The 19,193-nt window shown below is 57.1% G+C and carries 12 protein-coding genes and 1 pseudogene; 6 read left to right on the top strand and 7 right to left on the bottom strand.

Going from position 1 to position 19,193, the window contains the following annotated elements:
- Positions 1-13 precede the first annotated feature (13 nt).
- Positions 14-760: a transposase gene (locus ACMG4M_RS05550; protein ID WP_414430877.1), complete on the top strand. Its 747-nt coding sequence runs from the start codon at positions 14-16 to the stop codon at positions 758-760.
- Positions 727-801: pseudogene (locus ACMG4M_RS05545) on the top strand (hypothetical protein); the annotation flags it as partial. The gene ACMG4M_RS05550 and the pseudogene ACMG4M_RS05545, both read left to right, overlap by 34 nt.
- A gap of 179 nt (positions 802-980) precedes the next feature.
- On the opposite strand, the gene ACMG4M_RS05540 reads toward ACMG4M_RS05545, so the two are convergent.
- The 4 genes from ACMG4M_RS05540 to ACMG4M_RS05525 are packed head-to-tail and all read right to left on the bottom strand — an operon-like array spanning position 981 to position 10,737.
- A complete protein-coding gene (locus tag ACMG4M_RS05540; protein WP_414430876.1) occupies positions 981-1,478 on the bottom strand; it encodes a hypothetical protein in 498 nt (165 codons plus the stop codon).
- The gene (locus ACMG4M_RS05535; RefSeq protein WP_414431119.1) at positions 1,471-3,951 is read right to left on the bottom strand and encodes a DUF637 domain-containing protein; all 2,481 of its coding nucleotides are present in this window, start codon (positions 3,949-3,951) and stop codon (positions 1,471-1,473) included. The genes ACMG4M_RS05540 and ACMG4M_RS05535 overlap by 8 nt, the downstream gene beginning before the upstream one ends.
- 41 nt (positions 3,952-3,992) lie before the next feature.
- Positions 3,993-9,071, bottom strand: a complete 5,079-nt coding sequence (locus ACMG4M_RS05530) for a filamentous hemagglutinin N-terminal domain-containing protein (protein WP_414430875.1) — start codon at positions 9,069-9,071, stop codon at positions 3,993-3,995.
- Positions 9,058-10,737: a ShlB/FhaC/HecB family hemolysin secretion/activation protein gene (locus ACMG4M_RS05525; RefSeq protein ID WP_414430874.1), complete on the bottom strand. Its 1,680-nt coding sequence runs from the start codon at positions 10,735-10,737 to the stop codon at positions 9,058-9,060. The genes ACMG4M_RS05530 and ACMG4M_RS05525 overlap by 14 nt, the downstream gene beginning before the upstream one ends.
- Positions 10,738-10,982: 245 nt before the next feature.
- Between ACMG4M_RS05525 and ACMG4M_RS05520 the strand changes: the two genes are divergently transcribed.
- Together ACMG4M_RS05520 and ACMG4M_RS05515 are read left to right on the top strand one after the other, a co-directional pair.
- Positions 10,983-12,032, top strand: coding sequence for a hypothetical protein (locus ACMG4M_RS05520; RefSeq protein ID WP_272962686.1), 1,050 nt, complete (start codon positions 10,983-10,985; stop codon positions 12,030-12,032).
- Between the two features lie 217 nt (positions 12,033-12,249).
- Positions 12,250-13,056, top strand: coding sequence for a putative RNA methyltransferase (locus tag ACMG4M_RS05515; protein ID WP_414430873.1), 807 nt, complete (start codon positions 12,250-12,252; stop codon positions 13,054-13,056).
- A gap of 194 nt (positions 13,057-13,250) precedes the next feature.
- On the opposite strand, the gene ACMG4M_RS05510 is transcribed toward ACMG4M_RS05515, so the two are convergent.
- Positions 13,251-14,831, bottom strand: a complete 1,581-nt coding sequence (locus ACMG4M_RS05510) for an FAD-dependent monooxygenase (RefSeq protein WP_414430872.1) — start codon at positions 14,829-14,831, stop codon at positions 13,251-13,253.
- A gap of 142 nt (positions 14,832-14,973) precedes the next feature.
- Here ACMG4M_RS05510 and dinB point away from each other — a divergent pair, with 142 nt between their 5' ends.
- Positions 14,974-16,077 carry a DNA polymerase IV gene (gene dinB, locus ACMG4M_RS05505; protein ID WP_414430871.1) on the top strand — a complete coding sequence of 368 codons (1,104 nt, stop codon included), beginning with the start codon at positions 14,974-14,976 and terminating at the stop codon, positions 16,075-16,077.
- A 222-nt stretch (positions 16,078-16,299) separates the two neighbouring features.
- Here dinB and ACMG4M_RS05500 read toward each other — a convergent pair whose 3' ends face one another.
- Entirely contained in the window at positions 16,300-16,515 is a 216-nt protein-coding gene (locus ACMG4M_RS05500; RefSeq protein ID WP_035249423.1) for a hypothetical protein, read from the bottom strand.
- A gap of 409 nt (positions 16,516-16,924) precedes the next feature.
- Here ACMG4M_RS05500 and ppnN point away from each other — a divergent pair, with 409 nt between their 5' ends.
- A complete protein-coding gene (gene ppnN / locus ACMG4M_RS05495) occupies positions 16,925-18,292 on the top strand; it encodes a nucleotide 5'-monophosphate nucleosidase PpnN (protein WP_272962689.1) in 1,368 nt (455 codons plus the stop codon).
- 97 nt (positions 18,293-18,389) lie between these two features.
- Here ppnN and ACMG4M_RS05490 read toward each other — a convergent pair whose 3' ends face one another.
- The gene (locus ACMG4M_RS05490) at positions 18,390-19,160 is read right to left on the bottom strand and encodes a 3-hydroxyacyl-CoA dehydrogenase (protein ID WP_414430870.1); all 771 of its coding nucleotides are present in this window, start codon (positions 19,158-19,160) and stop codon (positions 18,390-18,392) included.
- Positions 19,161-19,193 lie beyond the last annotated feature (33 nt).

Raw genomic sequence — 19,193 nt, 5'->3', positions numbered from 1 at the left:
TTGGGAGATAGGAATGGCTCGGCCGGTACGTCTCGAATTCTCTAGTGCTTTATATCATGTAACCGCCCGCGGCAATGCGAGACAGGACATTTATATCGATGACAAGGATCGACGTGATTTTCTCGACATCCTTTCCTACTGCACCAAAACCTATCACTGGCAATGTCATGCCTATTGCCTGATGAGTAACCACTACCATCTTCTTATCGAAACCGGCGATACCACTTTGTCAAAAGGAATGCGACATTTAAACGGTGTCTATGCTCAATATTTCAACAAACGCCATAGGCGTGTAGGTCATCTGCTACGAGGTCGATTCAAGGCAATTTTGGTAGAGAAGGAAAGTTACCTGCTCGAACTGGCGCGTTATATTGTCTTGAATCCCGTACGCGCACGCATGCTTCACTCTGCTGCTGAGTGGCCCTGGAGCAGCTATCGCCCTACTGCAGGGTTGGCTGAAACCCCTCCCTGCCTGACAACCGAATGGATATTGCAAGCTTTCAGCGACACTCTGAAGAGCTCTCGCACAGGCTACAGGCAGTTTGTTGCCGAAGGCAGCAACCAGCCATCTCTCTGGGAGAAACTGCGCAACCAAATTTATCTTGGCTCAGACCAGTTTATTGAAACGGCACAGCGCCACCTTGAGCCCAACAGGAAACATACAAAAATCGGAACCAAGCCATGGCTCGCGCTTGGCTTGATGGGCATTACTCGCTATCCCAAATTGGAGAGCACTTCGGGTGCGGACGATCAACCGTAAACCGGGCGGTTAAAGCCTTTCGTGGGAAATGGGAGACCTGACCCCCATTGCGTGCGGAGCATTGCGGAGTGCGGAGTTCGGAGTGTGACCCCCATTGCGGAGTGCGGAGTGACCCCCATTGCGTGACCCTGACCCCCATTGTTCGTGACCCCAATTGTGGATACGATGATTGTCCGGTATGTCAACTGAACTAACAGCTGTGTGTCCTATTTTTCATCCATTACCGATTCTTTTCATAGTCTCCTCGCCTTTTCTTGGCGACGATAAGAAGCAACATAAAAATTGGGAACCCATAAATTGCTAAAGCCGCAAAGATATCGGCCCCTTGTATGCCCGCTTTATATCCGCCACCACCCTCAAAGTCGATTTGGATCGGAGACTCTCTACCATCTTTATAGTAGGCAACAAGCCTGCGTCCAACATAGAACTCTTCCCCTTGAGATTTAGAGCAAGTGTCTCGAGCCCCGCCCATCCTGTAATTTCTCCCCGATGCACCAACCATATTCTGGAACTCATTTTTTCCACCACCAGTGCAATACCAAGAAACAACAATATCATCCGCAGAATACACACCTTCATCTTCTAAGGATGGAACATTAGCCAATGACCGGAAAAACAAGAGTAAAAAAACAGAAACCGCCAACATCAACTCCCACCAACGAAACTGGCTAACCAGTTCACGCGCCCCCGTCAAAGCAGTCACTTTTTTATCAGTCATTATCTATCTCCCTTGAAATACTCAAACCCCCATTATTTAACTGCCCCCAAACTCCAGTTGAGCTGTTAATCATAAAAATGCTATCCGAAAAGCTATCCAGGTTATCCGGGTTCACGAGATGGCGAGGAGCATTCATCAGAGACATAAAATCCGTAGTGTAATCAATTACCATTCCTGGTTTCGGCGTACCAAAAATTTCATCCGAACCCCATGCATATAAGCTACTACGACTATCGTTCATGCTAGCAGTGGCCCAGACACCCTTGTAAATATTATTAGCGCCATCAAAAGCCACAGGTGCAGTTGCCCAACATGAAACCGGAGATGATGCACAATAAGTACTACCCCCTACCATCTGCATGTATCCTGATGTTGCCGTCAATGCTCCATTAGCGCCATCATTGTAGTAACCCGCCGCCGCCGAAGCAGCACCACCCAGCATAAATAGCTTGGAACCGGTCTCAAGAATCCTAAGCACTGGCCCACCAGCTATTGCTTTCGGGATAATAAGGTTAACTTCACGCTGCTGATCCGCCGCATTCGTATTCGCAAATGCCAACACTTCTTGGTAATTCCCAGCCCCAATATCCATACTCATATTGGTCAAAATTGGACGCCGGTAACCGAACAACAGCTCACCATATGAGCCACTTTCTGTATCTAGCAAGTGTGTGTGATTAATAAAACTATTGTTTCTTTGATCATCCGTGGCCTTAAAAGCGGTTGTTGTCACACCATCATCATGTGTGACTGCCGTTCCTTCAGAGATTTTTCCCAGAAAGTCACCTGCTGCCTGCTCATCCACATTAGAGAGGAAAGCCCACGTTTTTTGGTCTTCATCGTTTGCATAGGCAGCATCGACTTGAGAATGCGCTTGATATAAAAGCTCTTTCAACGCCTGACCATCCGTCAGCTCACGCCCCAGAGCTCGCTGCTCTTCCGCATATTCCTTGTAATTATCGGCAATCAGTTTCAGCTCCTGCTTGTGAAGCTGCCGGTTATAGGTATCTGCCTGCTTGGCGATCCAGGCACCCTCATTGACATCACCATCAACCGCTGCTGCCCCGGCCAAGCCTGCAAGCTGCGAACCAGCCACGCGCCAGGCATTGGCTTTGCTCGGGTCTCCGTTACCCAAGCCGTCGGCAACACTTCCCAGCGAATCTGACAGGAGTTGGTTCAATCCCGCGCCCGCCGCCCCGCTTGCGAAATCGCCGCTGGTGATCTCAGTGACCGCACCACCCGCCAAGGCATGTAGAGTAGTACGGCCCAGCCCCCCTTCTACAAAAAGATTAAACCCGGCAGTGTTGCCGTTTTGGCCAGAACTATCAGCCAGGTAATCACCCAGATTACCCACCTGATTAAACACCACCGCCGACAACACATTGTTTCCCTGGCTTTCCAGGCTGGTTTTGAATGCATCATTGAAGCTGGTGCCATAAATACTGCTGCTTACACCCGCCTGAATGCCTGCCTGGGCAGTGTTGTGCAGGGTGAACCCGGCAATACCCTTGGCGCTGCCGAGGTCAAAGCCCTTGGTGATGTTGTTGATGCTGTTTGTCTCGACCTTGCCGTAGTCCCACTGGCTGAACATGCCGTCCAGGCCATACATCAGACCCGCTGTGATACCGGATACGGCCAGACCCTGATAGGTTTCGGAGTGGTCAAGGCTGTCCAGTGTGGCGCCCAAATCACCCTGGTTGTTGATCAGGGCGGAGGCACCGGTGGTGGCCGCGCTGGTGGCCACCGCGCCCGCTACAGTAGCTGTAACGCCCGTAGTTCCGGCACCAACGGTGCCGGCGATGGCACCACCAGCCCCCGCCGTCATCACCGTCACCACAATCGCCACCACCAAGGCACTGGCCGCGCCCATGCTCTGGCTCTCGTAGTCCCAGCTATCATGGATTTCCTTGACTTGTTTCCAGTTCACATCACCGCGGGCTTCAGCTTCTTTCAGCCAGGCCAGGTCCGGGTTGTTGGCTACCATGCCGTCGATCATGCTACTTACCGACGCCTGGTCGATCTGTTTCACGTCGATGGAGAGCCCTTCAGCGGCATCAATGGCCAGGTTGCCCTGGGCCACGATGGCCGTTTGCAGCAGGGTTTCGTCGGTAAAGCCCTCGCCTTCCATCTTTTGCCAGGCCAAATCTCCCTGGCTCTTTTCGTGTGTCTCTCGCACCAGGTCTTTCACGGCTTCGAAGGTGATGTGACCACCGCTTTTGAGGGTGATGTCACCGCCGCTTTCCAGTCGGGCCGCCTGGTAGTGCTGATCGCCTTCACTGTCGATGATCAAATTGCCACCTGCGTTCAGCTCGGTGGTGAGGTTGGTGATTTTCTGGACTTCATCCTTGCGGTGGCTTTTGGCGCCGTAGTCGCCGTCCTTGTCGGTTTCCGCGAAGTGGTAATCGCTGTTTTGTGCGGCCAGCAGCGCAATGTCATTGCCGGCTTTCAGGTGCATGTCGCCACCGCTTTGCAGCTTGGCGGCAATGGCGATCAGGTTGTTGCCCGCGTCCAGGCTCAGGCCCCCCCGGCATTCAGGGCGCTTTGTTGTTGGCGCACAGTGTGGTTGGTGCGGGTGCGCTCCTCATCACTGCTTTTGGCGTGGTAGTGATCATAGTCTTCGTTCGCCGCTGCCTGGATGAGGATATCCCCTTGCATCGCGGTCAAGCCGATATTGCCACCGGCATTGAGGGTGGACGCGGTGATGCCGATGCTATTGCCCGCCGTGGCCAGCACATTCAGGGTGGCTTCGATTTCACTGCCCAGTTGGCGCACTTGCCGGTACTGGTAGTTGCCACCGTTGGCCTCTCCCTTGAAGCCGCTACCCGTGGTCAGACTGCCAATCTCGATGTTACCGCCGGCCTGCATGCCCACGGTCTCGCCGCTGACACGGCTACCCGTGATCCGGATATGCTCGCCGGCATTCATGACCACGTCGCCGGTGGAGTCGATCACCCCGGCATCGCGATGGTCGATACGCCAGTGGTTGCCGTTGTGCCATTGCTCTTCCACTCTCTCCGACCAGGCCTCGTGGATGATGTCGCCCTGGCTTTGCAGCACCACCCCATTGCCTCGCAGGGTGCCGCTCTGGTTCTTGATATCACCAAGGCTGTCCACCAGCAGTTGGCCTCCGGATTGCAGGGTGCCTTCCAGGTTGACCACGCCCTTATCGCCGGCGTTGACCACCATGCCCTGATTCGACGCAATCATGCCGCTGTTACCCAGGCCATCGGTGGTGATGTGAACCTGATTACCGGCAATAACCGCGCCTTCATTGGTGAGATGCTGGCTGCCGGGGGCCAGATAGAGTACCGGCACCAGCACCTGGTGCCCGGCCACGGTTTGCTCTTCCATCCACACCATATCTTCCTGCAGGGCGTTGATCTGCTCTGGGCTCAGACTGACGCCCACGGCCAGTTCCATGGATTCCGCCGCCACCAGGGCGTTGTCCATCAGCCACTGGAACTGATCCTTGTCGCTGTTGAAATCCGGGTCCAGGAAGCGGGTGCCGGTGGCAGCAAGGATGGCATCGCGGATCAGCTGGGTTTCATAATAGCTGTCTCCCAGACGTCGGCTGACGCCGTTGGGGTTCAGGCCGAGCCGGTCAATCAGGTATTCCGAGCCCAGGAAACCATCCAGGGTGTTGAACAGAGGATTGGTTTCAATCAGGTAGGGGTGGTTGGCATCCTGGTTAACGGTAAACAGGCTGCCATGGCGATCCAGCAAGGCCAGAGTGCGCGCGTTGATGGTGTCAATCGCGCGGGCCACATCACTGCCGCCCCAATCGGTGTAGCTGGGGTCTTCGCCTGGGAGCTCTCCCTCTCCACCATCGTCAGCGGGGGTTTCTTCGTACTCGCGGGTATCAAACTCGACAGTCTGATCAGCACGCTCTTTGGTGTAATTCCCCACCTCATCACTGAAATCCAGCACGACACCCTGGTCACCACCGGCTGCAATCACACTGGAGACCACTTGCCGATTACCGTTTTCATCCAGCAGGGGCGCATGAACGACTTTTTTATGGGTGTAATTCCAGGGGCGCCAGCCGGGGTCCGGCTCATGTTTTAAATTGTGCCAGGTAATCGCCCCCCAACGCGCTTCGTAGTGGCGTTTGAGCTCCAGCGCTTCGTTGGTAAGCGTGTCGCCGCTCAGGTGCATGTTGCCGCCAGAGGACAGCGTACTGAAACGGTTATCCAGCGCATCCGCATGAATTCGCATGTCCCCAGCAGAAGAAATGACCGAGGCCACCGCTTCAGAGTCCGGATCGATTACATCATCGTAGCGCTCCTTACCAAACTGGTAGTAACGCACATAGCCATTGTCGCAGGACTTGCTGCTACTACCAATCCAGTCCGCTCGCCCCCCACCACAGGCCACTTGCCATACATTCAGGACACCATCCTTGTTTTCCAGCTTGGATTCCATGCGCGCAAGCAAGCGGTCATATTTTTCCGGAGAGCGCTGCTTGATCAGCTGTGACACTCTGGCAAACAGATAAAAGTTCTCAGCCAGTGGATTTCTCGCTCCCTGTACATTGATAGCACCCGCTTCCTTCAGTAAACGAGAACGGATCGCTTCAATATCATTGTGGCTTAGCGTGCCTGACACCTGGCGGTTCAGGTAAGCGCTATAGACATCCACCCAGTGATTGACCCAGTCGTAGCGGCTACTGCTGGCGGCGGTATAAAGCCGCAAGGTATACACCCCCGGGTCCATGATGAACGCCCAGTCTTCTTCGTTAACCTCCCCGTTATCAGCAATCAATTTAAGCAAGGCATTGTCAGGATCTTCCCGCAGGGCAGCCAACACAGCCTCCTTCAGGTCGGCCCCGGTAATACCGTATTCCTTGCCCAATTCCACCTGCCGGCTGTTATCCAGATGCCGGGTAAAAATGGTGATTTCACCCGTATTGGTAATGATTTGACCGGAATGGTTGATCACTTCGCCGGTTTTCAGCGCATCCAGGGCTTCTTGTTCCGTAAGTTCCTCGCCCTCTTGTGGCGCTTGCGGTAATTGGGCGCCGATAAAAAGATTCCGGTGCGCCACGATATCCGAGCGGTTATTTTCCACTCTGTCGCGAATGAGAAGGGTCATATCACCGGCCGACCCCAGTAATGCCCCACCGCGGTTAACCAGTTCATTCCCCTGAACAAACAGAGCTTCGCCACCACCCAAGGTGCCATCGTGGCTTCCTGCCGGCGCATCCGCCAGTCGCTCATTGAGCAACGTATGCGCTTCCAGACTCAAGACACCATGGCCGATAACCTTGCCCTGGTTCACCAGAGAATCCGCGTTGATCAACGTCATGTCGCCCTGAGACTGCAGCGCGGCGCCCTGCGCATTCTCCACCTTCTCCACGCTTAGCAATGCTGGCCCATCACTGGCTATCAGGCCCATGTTCAGCAAGGTGCTTGCCGGATCGTCCTGCTGGCCGATGCTCAAACCACCACCACTGCTGATTTCGCCGTGGTTTGTCAGGGTGTCACCGGCGAGGGAAAGGGCGCTCTCGGCTCGCAGCACGCCCTGATTGATGACAGCCTGATCCGCCGTTACCGCCAGTTGCCCTTCAGCTTTTACCTTACCCGCACTCTGATTAGTGAAGCGGTTTGCCTCGATAACCACATGCTGGCCTGCAGTCACCTCACTACGATTGAGCAACTCCCCCGCGACGGCAGACAGGGTCACAATGCCGTTGGCCCGGATCGCGCCGTCATTGGTCAAGGCATCGCCACTCACCGACAGGTGCTCCATGGCTTGCAGGGTGCCGTGATTTTCCAGCACGGTTTCGCTCTGCGCGATCAACGACCCCAGCGCCAAGACATCACCGGTGTTATGGAGCTTTTGTGAGGCGGACAGCGTCATATTGCGCTGACTGGTTATCTCACCGTGATTGTCTAATTGCTCTCCGGCTTCAAGGGTGGCATCGCCACCACTGACAATGCGGGCATGGTTGGTCAGTGTATTGTCAGCCTTCAGTGACAGCACACCACCACTCTGGATCAGACCGCCGTCTTCACTGCCACTTTCTTCGCTGCCCTCTTCGCCGGCTTCAGGCGCAGACTCTGCCTGGTTATCAATCACTCGAGCTGTAGCCTGCAGCGTTTCCGCCACCACAATACTGCCCGTGTTGGACAACTCATCAGCCTTCAGGGCAGCCTTGTTACCACTATGGAGCTGGCCGTGGTTGTTGAGGCCCCGTGCCGAAACCTCCAGGGAATCCCCGCCCAGAATCGTGCCCGTATTGCCCACATCCCCGTCCGATTGCACGGATATGGCATTACCCGCAACCATAGTGCCCTCATTGGTCACGCCAGTTACCGCTTCTACAGACACATCATCGACCGCCTGTACGGTGCCATTGTTGTTCAGTGTCGAGGAGGTCAGGTGGATCGCCTCACCGGCCAGGATCTGGCCATCGTTAACCACACCCTGATCCAGGGCAATCTCAACCTGCTTACCGGCCAGTTCGCCCTCGTTGCGCAAACTATCCCCGGTCACCTGCACGCTATCGGTGCCCAATACGGCAGCATCCTGACCCACACGGGTGTGGTCGGCAGTAATCGTTACGAATTTCGCTCCCGCTTGCTGCCCCTTAAACGCCACACTATCGGCCGTGATTGCCAACGCACCACCAGCCGCCACATTGCCTGTCGAAATCACATCCCCTGCAGATGCCAGTTGAATATCCCCTTGCGCACTGGCATTGCTAAATCTGAGGTCGCCATTGGCCGACAACTGCAAATCCCCATTCTGCGCCGCCACCGGCGCATCCAGCTTCACCCCAACACCGTCTTCGTTAGCAATCAGGCGGATGCGGCCTGCGTACATGCCGCCCAGGGCCGAGGAGTCGATGGCGAACTCGGGTTTGTCGCCATCGGTGGTGGCGTTGCTGGTGATCAGAGTATCCCGGTCTACCTGTTGCTGGCCGGTGACGATGTTAAGGCGGTCCGCATGCAGTTCACCCGCCAGGGTCACGGAGCGAGCGATCACATCAAAGCGTTCGGTGTTGGAAGCATTCAGACCATTACCGAGAATGGACACGGCACCGCCCTGCACATCAAAGCCGCGCAATTCCCCGTCTTCCATGATGGATTGCCCGGTGGTCAGGGTGGCGTGGTTGGTATTGATAAAGCCACAACCGTTACAGCTGATGCCGTTAGGGTTGGCCACCACCACATCGGCGCGGGCACCGCCAACTTCGATATAACCGGCCAGGTTGGAGGGGTTCTGACCGATCACTTCGTTGAGGATCAGGCTGGCGGAGCCGTTTTTCAGGTTGGGGTTACCTTCGATGTAACCGCCCAGCTGGGTCTGGGTGAGCTTCTGGCTGTTGTTGAGGACCAGGCCTTTATCGCTGACGTTGAGGTCGTTGTAGAAATTCTGCGAGACGCCCTTGCCGTTGGGGTTTTTGATATTGACCACCGGCACGCCATTGGCCGCCTGATCCAGGGTGGGCCGACCATTGGTGCCATGGATTGGCGTGATGGGCTGGGCGGACAACAGCATGGGCTGCCAGATCAGCAGCAGCGACAGGCCGTAAACCAGGCCACTTTTCACCCGCGACACCGGGCCAGATGACGGTTCAGAATTCGGCATAAAGTGAGGCATGAACGGTGTACTCGCTGTCAGTCAGTTCCGTTGAATGTTGTTCAAAGGGCCAGGAAATCTCGGTGGTGAAACGCAGTGAGCGGTAACCCAGCCGTACGCCTGCCGTGGCGGAATCCAGCCGGGTAAAATGGGGCTCATTGCTGTTACCGGGGATCACCCCCATGTCATAGGCCGCAAAGGGCGTCACCGATACCGGACTGGGAATCGGTGGAAAGAAATCAAACTGCAAGCTGCCTGCCGCCGCGGTGTTACCGCTGACGGAAATATCCTGATACCCCCGCACCACAGACCGGGATGCCAGAGAGAATCTCTCGGACGGAAACAGGGTCTCATCGGCGTACTGGGCATTAATACGCAGCGCGAGAGTGCCATATAACGGTTTTATGAAACGGTTGGCTGTAAGAAATGTCTGATAGCGCGTGTGCGTGATGTCTGCAATTGACTGTCCGCCAGGGAGGTTGGTGGCCGGGCCGGCGCCATGGCCTTCCTCGATGGTGAGCGTGCCGGCCAGCTGAGTACGCCCCCACAGGTGCTTGGCATTGAGGCGCCCGCCCAGGGTGTGCAAGTGGTAGGAACTGACCCGGATAACCGCGTCTTCCAGTAAATTTTCTGCATCCGTATAGGTGCCCAGAAGGGACAAGGATAGCCGGGAGCGATTGCTACGGTAGAGGGTGCGCGTCAGCTCCAGCCGGGAGGTATCCGTGGCGCCAGTAGAGTCGAATGTCTGGAAGATGCCCTGAATTTCGTTTTCATATTCCTGGCGGTTGTAACTCAGGGCCAGATTCCAGTACCCCAGGCTGATGTCATAGCTCAGCCCCGCCCCCCAGGCACGGTCGGTGAACTCGGTATCCAGATCGCTGTTGAGCGACAGGGACAGCCGGTCTGTGAGCCCGAAAGGGCTGCCCCAGTCCAGCCCCGCCTGGGCCGTACCGTGGTTGGTATCTCCGTAATGCTCCTGATCCACCACCAGAGTGCCACGATAACGGCGCGGCCAGTCGGCCTGGCCGAGCACGACGGTGCCGCCCTGCTCTTCTCCCGGTGCCAGATCCATCTTGGCATCCAGGTGGGGTAGCCGGGCCAGGGTTTCCACCGCGTGCTCCAGATCGCGCAGGTTGACCAGATCACCGGGCTGCGCCGGCACGGCCCATTCCAGCACGCGCAGCGGCATGCCAACAGCCTCGAAGCCTTCCACCTGCCCGGCAACCACCAGCAGAAGAAGCTTGCCGGAGGACACATCCTGCTCGGGAATCAGCACCCGGCTGGTCACATAGCCTTTGTCGATCAATCGATTGGAGAGCTGTGCCTGCAAGGCCTTGATGCCTGTCATATCCAGGCAGGTACCTTCCGCCTCGCGCACCGGTTTTTGGAACCAGCGGCCAAAAAGGACAGGCGCATCATTGAGGGTTTTCAGAGCAATAGTGTCGATCTGGAAACAACGGACCGAAGGTGTGGAGGTGTCAGGCACGGGCAAGCGCAACCCGGGCTGGTCACCGGGTAACTGCATCTCTTCCAGTTGTTGCTGCTGACGCTCGCGTTCCTGCTCCTGCAGGCGATCGAACATGCGCTGCTGTGCATCCGGTGCCGCCCAGGCAGCACTCGCCACCAAGCCCAGCACCATAGCGCCACAGCGTAAAACGAAACGTTCCCCTAACATGGCTTTCCTTGCCGATCATCCATCCAGCAAAACAGTGCGGCTTCATCGCCACCGTTTATTTGTGTAATGTGCTGCGCTGGTTAAAAAGAAAGCGGGATTCTACACTTTTATGTCTGTTAATGGCGCCTGGAGAAAACACTAACGTGAACCGGATCACATCCCTTATACAGCAGGAAGCTGTTGTTTTTCTGGTACTTTTGTTCCTTTTATTGACAAAGCCAGTACAGGCAAGCCTGGAAAGGGCCATGGCTCCGCTGACGGAAGAAACGCCAAGCAAAACGCCGAACTACAATACCGCGTTGCGTGATGCCAATAAGCTGGAGCCCGCTGCCCGTTTTGTGCTGAGTAACCATCTATTACTTCGCCAAGGCGCACAAAAACTGGCGGCAAAAGATTACTCCCAAAGTCGGCAATTACTTACGCAGGTGGAAACCGACAGCCCTTCTGCCGTACAGGCCAGCCTGCTGATCGCGGAAAGCTACCGCCTGGAACAGCAACCCGAGCAGGCCAAGGACTGGTTTTTACGCACAGCCCATCATTATCCCTACCGCACCCAGACTCTTTCAGGATTGATCAGCGCCGCCAATGACCAGCCTGTCGATCAAACTGGCCTGGCACTGGCTCTTTACAATAAAGCGGGGGAGCAGGCGGACTTTGCCCTGGCGCAATTACAGCAACTGAAAAGCAGCCAGTTTATTGACCCGCTTGCCGTTATTTTTCCCTCGAAGCTGGATGAGCAGGTCCGCCAGGCCTTCTTGCTGCGCTGCCTTCACAACCCGGATGAGGATCTGCTAAGCGAATCCAGCCGCCTGCAGGAAGCGGTAAGCAGCCTGCTATACCTGCAAAAGCAGCGGCAAACCCTGGGGCAAAAACTTGAATTACTGCAAAGCCAGCTGCAGGACTATCAACGCCAGCGGCAGAGTTTACAGAACCAGTTGGACAGTATTGCCGCACAGCAACGCTCACTGGAATCACAATTGATTCCGAACAATCTGGATGATGATCAGGTACGGATTCGCCGGCAGCTTGGCCAGCTTCGTAACCAGACCATTCGCATGGACAACCAGATCGCTTTCATTGATCGCACTCGCCAGCAATTGCCGGCCATGGTCGATAATCTCAACGCCGAGATACAGCAACTGCATCAGCAAGCCATGGCACAGTTGAAAAGCAGCAACCAGGCAGTTAAAGCCGTACTGGAAAGCAGTTACCGGGCCTATTACAGAGAATTGAGAAATCTGGCCGCAGAAGCCAAATTGCAGCATGCTGAACGCCAGGCAACATACCAACCCTAGTCTAGGCCGCCACTAATATTGCAACTTATGACGGCCCCTTTTTCCAACACTCTGTGTTGCTTTTCTTTGACTTAGGCCCACTATGCCTGCAGAAAAGCGCCTTGATTGGCGAAAAAATGCATTCGCCATAAGTCACAAAATCAGCGACGACCTACACTATCCGCACACCGCCGCTTATGCTTCACTGCCCTTCTTCGCCAATACTCAGCCTTTTCCTATGCCCAACCTCAAATGCCCCAGCTGCGACCATCCCCTGCAACTCACCGGCAATAGCTGGCACTGCGACAACGGTCACCGCTTCGACCGTGCCAAGCGTGGTTACACCAATCTGCTGTTGGCCCAGCACCGCCGCTCGCGCGCGCCCGGTGATGACAAGGCCATGGTGCAGGCGCGTACGGCATTTCTGGAACTGGGCCGTTATCAGCCGCTGGCGGATGCCTTGCTGGCCGGGCTGGGCGACGATGATCAGCCCTGGCTGGATATCGGTTGCGGCGAAGGCTGGTATACCTGCCAGTTCGCCCAGCGGCTGGGGAGCGATAACGGGGTCGGCGTGGATATTTCCAAGTTTGCGGTGGATGCAGCGGCGAAACGGGACAGGGCACTGACCTGGTTGGTGGCCAGTGGCGCCCGGCTACCGTTGTTTAATGACAGTCAGCAACGGATATTTGTGCTGTTCACCCGGCTATTCACCGATGATATTGCCCGGGTGCTGAAACCCGGCGGCGAACTGATTGTGGTTGGGACCGGCGAGCAGCATCTGCTACCCCTGCGTGAGGCCCTCTATGAAGAGGTTCGCCAATCGGGTTTCGATGCGGGCAAGTTTCTGGATGCGCGATTTACGCAGATCGATAGCCAGGATATCCACCTGGAATGGATTCCCGACGACGAACAGGAATTACAGAACCTGCTGGCCATGACCCCACACCACTGGCGCGCCAAACCCGAGGCCAAAGCCGGTATCGGCAAGCTCGCCGGTAAAGCCATGAATGCGCACTTTGTGATTCAACGGTGGCGGCGGATTTAATTGATAATTGATAAAGGCGCGAATTGGTGTTGCCGTTGTCTTTGAATGCAAGAGGCCGCACCCATGGGTTTAGGCGCGGCCTCTTGCGTTTCAGGACTTGATGCTCTTTCACGCGAGCTATCAATTATCCATTCTCAATTATCAATTGCTTTTCAACTGGCACGGCTCGCCCAGACTCACGGCGACGCTACGCGCTACTGGCCCTTTCGCCCCAACACCGTATCCAGATACTCCAGAAGATGGTTAGCATTGCTCACTGGCGCCCGGTAGGCCAGGTGCCCGTCAGGGCGCATCAGCCACATTCTCGGGCCCTCGCCGAAGGCCTTGCCAAACTCTCCTTGATGATCCTGCCAAATACGGGTGGTGCCCTCCCGGGGGATCTCTTCACTCGGAGTATTAGGGGCCACGATAACCGTCAGGTGAACACGCTCACGATATTCCTGGCCAAGACGATCGCTCAGTGCATACAGCACCAGCCGTTCATTGTGCTCGGGGTTCTCGCCCAGTTGCAGCAACAGGTGATGAACCGGTTTTCGCAACAGATCATGGAGCTGGTGAAGGTGGCCAGTGCGCACAGAGCGAAGCGCCGCATCGGGAAGCCGGTCACCGGGCAACGGCCCCCGGTTGCGCCAGCCCAGCTCTGCTTCCGGGCCACAGCCCACCAGCGGCGAGGAGCGATAATGCACATCCAGCTGGCTGGCCCTGCGTAGCAAGCGCCTGGACAGACCGGTCCGCCCTCCCGCCATTTTCAACAGGGAGTCGCGGGTGCGTCGCAGCATGGGCAGCTTCACCAACGAGGCCCGCGATAACATGTCCACCCCGTGCAGCATTTTATCTGCCACCGGTTTGCGTTCCTGCTCGTAACTATCGAGCAAGGCTCCGTTGCCATAACCCTTAAGGTAGAACGCCAGTTTCCAGCTCAGATTGAAGGCATCGGCCAAGCCGGTGTTCATACCCTGGGCACCCAGCGGACTCTGTACATGGGCAGCATCGCCGGCCAGGAACACCCGGTTGCGCCGGTAATGATGCGCCAGCCGCCGCTGCACGGAAAAGCGGCTGATCCAGCGAGGCTCCCCCAGATCTGGCGTTTCGCCAAGCATGGAAGTCAGCCGGTCAGTAAAGGGCTGCAGGCTCAGGTCACCTTCCCAGGCTTCATCCCGGGCCATGATCAACCGCCAGCCTTTTGGTAACGGCAAGGCGATAAGTAGACCGTCCTCTTGCAGGAAGCCATGGGAGCTATCACTGCGCCAGGGGCCCTGCCAGTCCACATCGGCGAGCAGGAAATGTTCCGCGTAATCGACGCCATTGAAGCCGATCCCCAACTGCTGACGCACGGTGGAACCGACACCATCTGCCCCTACAAGCAGATCACAGGCGACCGTTTCCACCTCGGTACCCTGCCGTATCCGGGCGCGGACGCCTGCACCATCCTGAGTAAAATCGAGCAGCTCTGTACCACGGACCAGCTCGCCGCCAAGACTCCGATAGCGTTCAGTCAGGGCTTTTTCCACATCGGACTGGGGGCAACTCAGCACCCAGGGGTACGGGGCATCCAGGCTGGTCAGATCCAGCTCGAACAGGAAGCCCTTGTCACCATAGACAGACACTGCGCGCATGGTGCGCGAGGCCTTGTGAATCGGTGCCAACACTTCCAGGGCTGCAAAAATTTCCAGGGTGCGGGCATGCAGCCCCAGCGCCCGGGACCAGGGTGACGGCTCAACGAGCCGATCAATAATGCAGCAATCAATGCCGTGTCGACGCAGGCCGATCCCCAACGCCAGGCCAGTGGGGCCAGCGCCAACAATCAGGACCTGTGGTGTGCGGTTACCGGTAATGCCGATGTTACACTCTCCTCAGGGCAGCCCATGCGACACAGGCCACCCGATTTTCAATCCTGCCACATCCCAGAGTTCATTCATGGCACAGGCCTCACGCAAGATTATCCACGTTGACTGCGACTGCTTCTATGCCGCTGTGGAAATGCGTGATGACCCGACCTTGCGTCATCGGCCCGTGGCCGTAGGGGGCGACCCTCACCGGCGCGGTGTTATCGCCACGTGCAATTACCCGGCCCGCCATTTCGGGGTGCATTCTGCCATGGCCTCGTCCCAGGCTCTGCGACTCTGCCCGGAACTGGTGATTGTACCCCCCAACTTCGACAAGTATCGCAAGGTCTCTACACAGATCCATGACATCTTCCGCCGTTACACCAGCCTGATCGAGCCCTTGTCGCTGGACGAGGCGTTTCTGGACGTGAGCGCCAGCGACCAGTTCGATAATAGCGCAACCCGCATTGCCGAGGCGTTAAGGCAGGACATTCGTCGGGAACTGGGCATTACCGTGTCCGCCGGCGTGGCCCCCAACAAGTTCCTTGCCAAGGTGGCCAGTGACTGGCGCAAGCCGGACGGGCTCTTTGTGATTCCCCCCGCTCAGGTAGACGCCTTTGTGGCTGCCCTGCCGGTCAAAAAAATTTCCGGGGTGGGTCGGGTGACCGGCGAGCGCATGGCCGGGCTCAACCTGCATACCTGCGGCGACCTGCAGAGCATGAGTCGGCTGGAACTGTCACAGCACTTCGGCAGTTTCGGTGAGCGGCTTTATCACCTGTGTCGTGGCGAAGATAATCGGCCCGTGCAAACCGGGCGGCGGCGCAAGTCCGTGTCCGTGGAGCGCACCTACGACAAGGACCAGGTGGATCTGAATGCGTGGCTGCGAGAACTGGACGGCCTGCTGGAAAAGCTCAAGGCCCGCTTCGCCAAACTGGACCAGCATTACCTGATCAGTGGGCTGACCGCCAAGGTGAAATACCAGGATTTTGTCAGCCTGAGCTGCGACAAGGTGGGTGACGATCTGGACCCGGCCCATTTCGAGGCGCTTCTTCGACAGCTATGGGAACGGCGCCAGGGCCCTGCCCGCCTGATCGGTATCGGCGCTCGCCTGCGCGACCTGAAAGCCCCGCAGCAGCCGGACCTGTTTCCGGAAGAAAGGGAAAAAGCGCTGCGGCATCAGCGTAATCGGCTCTAGCACCATTGCAGGCGCATAGCGGAACAACGCCCGCAGGGCGCCCGAAGGGTTATCGAAGTGCATCCCAAAACCTGAGAAACGATATTTACCACAGAGGACACAGAGAGCACTGAAGAAAGAGATTTTTTCTCTGTGTGCTCTGTGCCCTCTGTGGCGAAAGTGCTTTTGACGTGGCCTTGCAATCGCGCCGCCAGCGACGTTCCTACGGGAAGCGTGGAGGGTTCAATGTACCCGCTGACAAACGCGACTCTGCAAATCCGAAGGGATTAGCCCGTCCATCAATTCCCGGCCCCGGCGCTGTACCGGTTCCATCTGGGCATCCAGATAGGCATCCAGGGTGGCCACACAATCGGCGCAGCGGTTCATGGAATCCGTATCCGGGTGTTCGGCCGCGGCCTTCACCGCCTGTTCCAGCTGATTCAGATATTTGAGCAACATGCTTTGCTCCAGATATAACCTCATTAACGGGCCGGCTTTCTGCCGGTTCCCAATCGACCAAGTATGGCGCCCCTTGAAGACAGCCAGATGACACAGATCAACCATGCAGTCAGTGTGCCAGACTTGATAAAGATTCCGACGCCTGCGCCGGCTTGGCGTTCCCGGTGAATTGTAAAAGAGTCTGTCGTCACCCTAAGGATCAGGAGCTTGCAACTCTTCACTCACAGGGATTGTCATCTGAGGTACTCTTGGGGATTGTAGCTGCTTTGACGGTTTGCCCTGCTGTCGGGCGGTTTCCTTGCTAGAGCAAGGTTCGCGCCTCAAGCGGCGCTCCTACAGCGGCTTCTATAGCCGCAGGTGTTGCCAGGCAGCCCCTGAATAACGTTTATTTTGCGACGGACCCGACCCTATGACCGAAACGGTATCCACTATTGTTGCCCCGGAAGGCAGCCTGGAAGTGCTTAGCCAGCACGAAGTCGAACGCCTGCGGGACACCTCCGGCAGCGGCCTGCATGAGTTACTGCGCCGTTGCGCCCTGGCGGTACTGAACTGCGGCACGCCCACCGATGACAGCCGCCAGGTGCTGGAGACCTACAAGGATTTTGATATTGAGGTGATCCAGGAAGATCGCGGGCTGCGGCTCAAAGTGGACAATGCCCCTGCTGGTGCCTTCGTGGACGGACGCATGATTCGCGGGATTCGCGAGCACCTGTCAGCGGTGCTGCGCGATCTGGTCTATGTGGCCAACGAAATCCAGAATAACGACAGCTTCAACCTGAGCAGCAGCCAGGGCATCACCAATGCGGTGTTCCATATCCTTCGCAATGCCGGGGCGCTTCGAGCCGGGGCCTCGCCCAATATGGTGGTGTGCTGGGGGGGCCACAGTATTTCCCGGGTCGAATATGACTACAGCAAGAGCGTGGGCTACCAGCTTGGCCTGCGCCACAAGGACATCTGCACCGGCTGCGGTCCCGGCGCTATGAAAGGCCCCATGAAGGGCGCCCACGTGGCCCATGCCAAACAACGCTTTGAAGGCGGACGCTACCTGGGAATCTCCGAGCCAGGCATTATCGCCGCCGAGGCCCCCAACCCTATCGTCAACGAACTGGTGATCATGCCGGATATCGAGAAACGACTGGAGGCGTTTCTGCGGGTGGGTCACGGCATTATTGTCTTCCCTGGCGGGGTAGGCACCACCGAGGAAATTCTTTATCTGCTCGGCGTGCTACTGCATCCGGACAACGCCGATATGCCGCTGCCCATGGTGCTGACCGGACCAGCCAGCAGCGCGGAGTATTTTCGCCAGGTGGATGCCTTTATCCGCTACACCCTGGGAGAGAAAGCTGCCGAGCGCTACCAGATCATCATTGATGATCCGGAAGCCGTGGCCCTGGCCATGTGTGCAGGCATTGATCGCCTCACCCTGTTCCGCCGGGATAACGACGACGCCTTCTACTTCAACTGGCGGCTGAAAATCCCCCTGGAATTCCAGCAACCGTTCGAGCCCACCCACGAGGCCATGGCCAGCCTGGATCTCAGTCCCAACCAGCCGGTCCACCTGCTGGCCGCCAACCTGCGCCGTGCCTTCTCCGGTATCGTCGCCGGCAACGTGAAGGAACAGGGCATCCACGCCATCGAACAACACGGCCCCTACCGCCTTCACGCCCCGGGCGAGCTAATGCAGCACCTTGATGAGTTGCTGCAGGCCTTTGTGGAGCAACACCGCATGAAGCTGCCGGGAAGTCATTACGTGCCGTGTTATGCGTTGGAGGGGTGACCCCATCCTGTAGCAGCTTCGTAGAACGAAAAAAGCCCCGGACATCCGGGGCTTTTTCTTTTCACTCGTAGCTAGCAGCTAGTCGCTCGCAGCTGCCTTACCGAGGCTGCATACGGATACCGCCATCAATACGGATGGTCTCGCCGTTGAGGAAGCTGTTCTCGATCATGTGGCAGACCAGCTGAGCGTATTCCGCCGGGTTACCCAGACGCTTGGGGAACTGGGTCATTTCGATCAGCGGCTGCTTCACCTTGTCCGGGGCAGCGTTCATCAGCGGGGTGTTGAAGATGCCTGGGGCGATTGTGTTGCAGCGGATGCCCAGCGGCGCCAGGTCGCGAGCGATGGGCAGGGTCATGCCGACCACACCACCTTTGGTAGCCGCGTAAGCCACCTGGCCAACCTGACCATCAAAGGCCGCCACGGAAGCGGTGTTCACGATCAAGCCACGCTCGTTATCTTCACCCGGCTCGTTCTCGGCCATGGCAGCAGCGGCCAGACGGGCCACGTTGAAGGTACCGATCAGGTTGATCTTTACCACCATGTTGAACACGCCCAGATCATGGGGCTTGTTCTCACGACCCACGGTCTTCATGGCGGAACCCACACCGGCACAGTTCACACACACATGGATGGCACCGAATTTTTCCACGGTGGCGTCGATGGCCGCCTTCACGGATTCCTCGTCGGTCACATCGGTCTGCACAAACGCTGCATTGGCACCCAGCTCCACCGCCACTTCCGGGCCACGCTTGTCGTCACGGTCCAGAATCATGACCTTGCCGCCCTTGGCAATAATCGCTTCAGCAGTGGCCTGGCCCAGACCGGACGCGGCGCCGGTGATCACGGCAACTTTATCGGTAATATTCATATGCTCTCCTTGTGGTGAAAGGGCATGGGCTGT

The organism is Alcanivorax sp. IL3, from assembly GCF_047495465.1.
Taxonomy (GTDB): domain Bacteria; phylum Pseudomonadota; class Gammaproteobacteria; order Pseudomonadales; family Alcanivoracaceae; genus Alcanivorax; species Alcanivorax jadensis.
Note: the sequence above shows the minus strand (reverse complement) of the source record. Positions and strands in the feature narration are given on the sequence as shown.